Source organism: Falsiroseomonas sp. RANM36, from assembly GCF_056682175.1.
On record NZ_JBWXTD010000004.1, the window covers coordinates 836,864 to 840,979 of the forward strand.

At 74.2% G+C, this 4,116-nt stretch carries 4 protein-coding genes; 3 read left to right on the forward strand and 1 reads right to left on the reverse strand.

Annotated elements, in window-relative coordinates:
* Positions 1-74: 74 nt before the first annotated feature.
* Positions 75-251: a hypothetical protein gene (locus tag AC1MIR_RS17835; protein ID WP_480029524.1), complete on the reverse strand. Its 177-nt coding sequence runs from the start codon at positions 249-251 to the stop codon at positions 75-77.
* A 273-nt stretch (positions 252-524) separates the two neighbouring features.
* On the opposite strand from AC1MIR_RS17835, the gene AC1MIR_RS17840 reads away from it, so the two are divergent.
* The 3 genes from AC1MIR_RS17840 (at position 525) to AC1MIR_RS17850 (ending at position 3,934) form a co-directional block, all read left to right on the forward strand.
* A complete protein-coding gene (locus tag AC1MIR_RS17840; protein WP_480029525.1) occupies positions 525-1,283 on the forward strand; it encodes a sugar transferase in 759 nt (252 codons plus the stop codon).
* 66 nt (positions 1,284-1,349) lie between these two features.
* Positions 1,350-2,879 (forward strand): flippase, encoded by a 1,530-nt coding sequence (locus AC1MIR_RS17845; protein WP_480029526.1) that lies wholly within the window; start codon positions 1,350-1,352, stop codon positions 2,877-2,879.
* A complete protein-coding gene (locus AC1MIR_RS17850; RefSeq protein ID WP_480029527.1) occupies positions 2,876-3,934 on the forward strand; it encodes a glycosyltransferase family 4 protein in 1,059 nt (352 codons plus the stop codon). Before AC1MIR_RS17845 ends, AC1MIR_RS17850 begins: the two co-directional genes overlap by 4 nt.
* The last annotated feature ends 182 nt before the right edge of the window (positions 3,935-4,116 follow it).

Below are 4,116 nucleotides of genomic sequence, written 5' to 3' on the forward strand. Positions count from 1 at the left end.
GCGCGCCCCCCCGGGGGCGCGGCGCCCCGCCCCCGGGGGGGGCCGCCCGGCCCCTCCACACGGGGCGGTCCCGCCTACAGCACCAGCGGCAGCAGCAAGGCCAGGGCGAGCCAGAACAGCGCCGAGATCGCCAGCGCGCCGGCGATGCCACGGGCCGGCGCGACGGGATCGCAGCCCTGCCGCTCCGGCCGGTAAGGCCGCCCCGGCGGCATCCCGGCCGCCCCGCCATGGGGCAAGAGAATCCGTGCCATGCGCGAATCATGGCAGAACTGGGGCGGCAGCGCCCGCGAATTCATGCGGGACGCGCGCGAAATCCTGCATCCCCGTCCGCTGGACCACGCGCCACAATCCGGCCGCAAGCGCGTCGCAAACCCGCCGAGGGCGACCACTACTTCTGCGTCAGAAGGAAAAGCTCGCGGATGATCCCGCCTCGGCCCGGCCCCCCGACCCGGCAGAAGCACGGATCCACCCTCAGGGCCTCCTGACCTGGACAGAGCGGGCCGCCCCCGCCCGAGAGGATTTCGATGCCCGGCCTGGACGCATTCCAGACGCTTGCCGTCGAGCGAGAGACCAAGCACTCCGTCGTGCTCCAGCCGATGCTGGCCGGCGGCGCAGCGGCGGCCGGGCAGGCCCCGGCGCGTAGCGAGGGGGCCGAGCGCCTCATCACGGCGCTGCGGCCCGCCATCAAGCGCGCCATGGACATCGCCGGCGCCGGCCTGCTGCTGCTGATCGCGCTGCCCGCCTTCCTCGCGATCGCGGCGCTGGTCCGCCGGGATGGCGGCTCGGCCTTCTACGCGCATCAGCGCGTCGGCCGCGACGGGCGCCTGTTCGGCTGCCTGAAGTTCCGCTCCATGGTGATGGATGCCGACCGCCGGCTCGCCGCGCTGCTGGACAGCGACGAGACCGCCCGCGCCGAGTGGGAGGCCACGCGCAAGCTGAAGAACGACCCGCGGGTCACCGCCATCGGCCGCTTCCTGCGGGCCAGCTCGCTGGATGAGCTGCCGCAACTCATCAATGTGCTCCGGGGCGACATGAGCCTGGTGGGCCCGCGCCCGGTGCAGGCGAGCGAGCTCGCGTCCTTCTACGGCGCCGCCGCGCAGCACTACCTGACCGTCCGCCCGGGCATCACCGGCCCCTGGCAGATCAGCGGCCGCAACGACACCACCTATGCGGAGCGCGTGTCGCTCGACGTGGCCTATGCCACCCGGCCCTCCCTGCTGAACGACGTGAAGATCCTGCTCCGCACCCCGCTCGCGGTGCTGGCGCGGCGCGGCGCCTATTGATCCAGGGCCGCTGAGGCTTTACGGCCCGCGGCGGTCGCCGCGGGCTGCATGAGGATGGCGCAGGTCATGGCCGAGACGGCCGAGCAACGCGCCTCCGGTGGACGGCTTCTCTCCGGGACGCTGTGGAATGCCGCGGGGCGCGGGCTGCCGCTGCTCCTCGCCCTTGCGCTCACCCCGGTGCTGGTCCACCAGATGGGCATCGAGCGCTGGGGCCTTTTCACCCTCGCGCTGGCGCTGGTCGGCGTCTTCGGCGTCTTCGACCTCGGCGTCGGCGCGGCCCTGACGCGGGCGCTGGCGGCGCGGATCGGCGCCGGAGAGCGCGAGGGCGCGGCGGACCTGGCCGGCGCGGCGATCACGGCGCTCGCGCTGCTGAGCGCCGCCGTCGCGCTCGCCGCCTTCGCCTTCGTGCCCTTCCTGGTCGAGCGCCTGCTGAACACGCCGCCCGCCTTGCAGGCGGAGGCGGTGGCGGCCTTCCGCCTGCTCTGCCTCGCCGCGCCGCTGGTGGTGGTCAATGCCGCGCTGTGGGGCGCGCTGGCGGCGCATCAGCGCTTCCGGGAGGCCAACCTCGTCACCATCCCGGTCGCGATCTTCTATTATGTCGGCCCCGCGCTGGTGCTGCTGGTCTGGCAGAGCCTGGTCGGCGTGATCCTGGCGCTGCTGGCCTGCCGGCTGGCGAACACGGTCAGCTATCTCTGGCTGGCGCGGCGCGACCTGCCGGGGCTCGGCGTGCGGCGGCCGCGCTGGGCGATGCTGGCGCCGCTGCTGCGCATGGGCGGGTGGATGAGCGCCTCCGGCATCCTGACGCAGGCGCTGCTCTATGCGGACCGCTTCCTGATCGGCGCCTTCCTGACCCTCTCGGCCGTCGCCTTCTATGCCACGCCGCTCGACCTCGTGATGCGCATGTGGATCCTGCCGGTCGCGGTGGCGCAGGCGCTGCTGCCGGCCATGGCCTCGGCCTATGCGACCCATGCGGTGGCGACGGCCGGCCTGCTGCGGCGCGGTGCGCTGCTGACGCTGGCCGCCGTGCTGCCGGCCTGCCTGGTGCTGGTGGCGACGGGGCCGTGGCTGCTGAAGCTCTGGCTCGGCGCGGAATTCGCCGAAGGCGGCGGGCGCGTGCTGCAGATCCTCGCGGTCGGCATCTTCTTCTCGTGCGCGGCCTTCGCGCCGGGGGCGTTGCTGGACGCGATCGGGCGGCCGGATGTGAACGCCAAGTGGCAGTTGCTGCAGGCGGCGGTGTTCCTGCCGCTGTCGGTCCTGCTGCTGCTGCGCTTCGGCATCGAGGGCGCGGCACTGGCCTGGGCGGCGCGCTGCGCGACCGACGCGGCGGGTCGGCTTTTCTTTTGTGCGCGGCTCTATCCCGCCGCTGCCGAGGCGGCGCGCGCGCTGGCGCTGCCCCTGGCGGCCGGCGGCGTCGGCCTGGTCGCGCTGCTGGCCGTGGACGGCACGACAGCGCTGGCCGTGCTCGGCGTGTTGGCGCTGGCAGCCTTCGCCGTCGCCGCCGTGATGGCGCTGACCGCGGCGGAGCGGCGCGACGCGCGCGGCCTGCTGCGCCGGCCCTGGCGCATCCGCGCGGTGCTGAAGGGCGAGCCCGCGTGACGGCGTTCACCATCAACGGGCGTTTCCTGACGCAGCGCACCACGGGCGTGCAGCGCTTCGCCGCCGAGGTGACGCAGGCGCTGGCGCGCAACGGCCTGCGCTTCCGCCTGCTGGCGCCGCCCGGCGCGCCGGACCGTCTCGGCGAGGTGCCGGTGGAGCATGTCGGCACGCGCGGCGGGCAGAACTGGGAACAGCTCGACCTGCCGAAGGCGTCCAACCCCGCGACGCTGATCAGCCTGGGCAACACGGCACCGCTGCGCTGTGGCGGGAAGCGCATCGTGGTGATCCACGATGCCGGCGTCTTCGACACGCCCGAAAGCTATTCCCTCGCCTTCCGCGCCTGGTACCGCTCGCTGCATCTCTCGCTGCCGCGGCTCGGCGCGCAGGTGATCACCGTCTCGGAGTTTTCGCGCGCGCGGCTGGCGGCGCGGCTGCGGCTGGACCCCGGCCGCATCGCGGTGATGCCCGAAGGCGGCGAGCATGTGCTGCGCGAGCCCTCCGATGCCGCGGTGCTGGCGAAGCACGGGCTGGAACCGGGCCGCTACGCGCTGGCGGTCGGCACGCGCGCCGCCCACAAGAATCTCGGCGCGCTGCAGGAAGCGGCCGCGCTGCTCGCCGCGCGCGGCATGGTGCTGGCGGTGGCCGGCGCGGTGGAGGGCGGCGTGTTCAGCGGCGCGGCGGACGCGGCCGGCACCAGGCTGCTCGGCCGCGTGACGGATGGCGAGCTTCGGGCGCTGTACGAGAACGCGCTCTGCCTCGTCTTCCCCTCGCGCTACGAAGGCTTCGGCATTCCGCCGCTGGAGGCGATGTGGTGCGGCTGCCCGGTGTTGGCTGCGCGTGCCGGCGCGGTGCCGGAAGTGTGCGGTGATGCGGCGCTGTGGTTCGACGCCGACGGTCCCGCGACGCCGGCCGCCGCGCTGACGCGGTTGCTGGACGAACCGGGCCTTGCGGACTCGCTGCGCGCAGCCGGGCGGGAACGCGCGGCGCTGTATTCCTGGGATGCGGCGGCGCGCCGCCTGATGGAACTGATCGCTCGAGATGACCATGCAAGGTGACGCGCCGCCCTGCGGCCGGCAAGGCCGGCCGAGGCCGCGCACGCCGCCCCCCCCCAGGGCGGCGCAGCCCAGCCCGCGGCTGCGCGCGCCCGGCGTTTGCGGGCCCCCCAAAGATGGAAATCGCCCTCGGTCACGAATGGATGGACCCGTACGCCGGCTCCGCACGCGTGCTGGAGCGGATG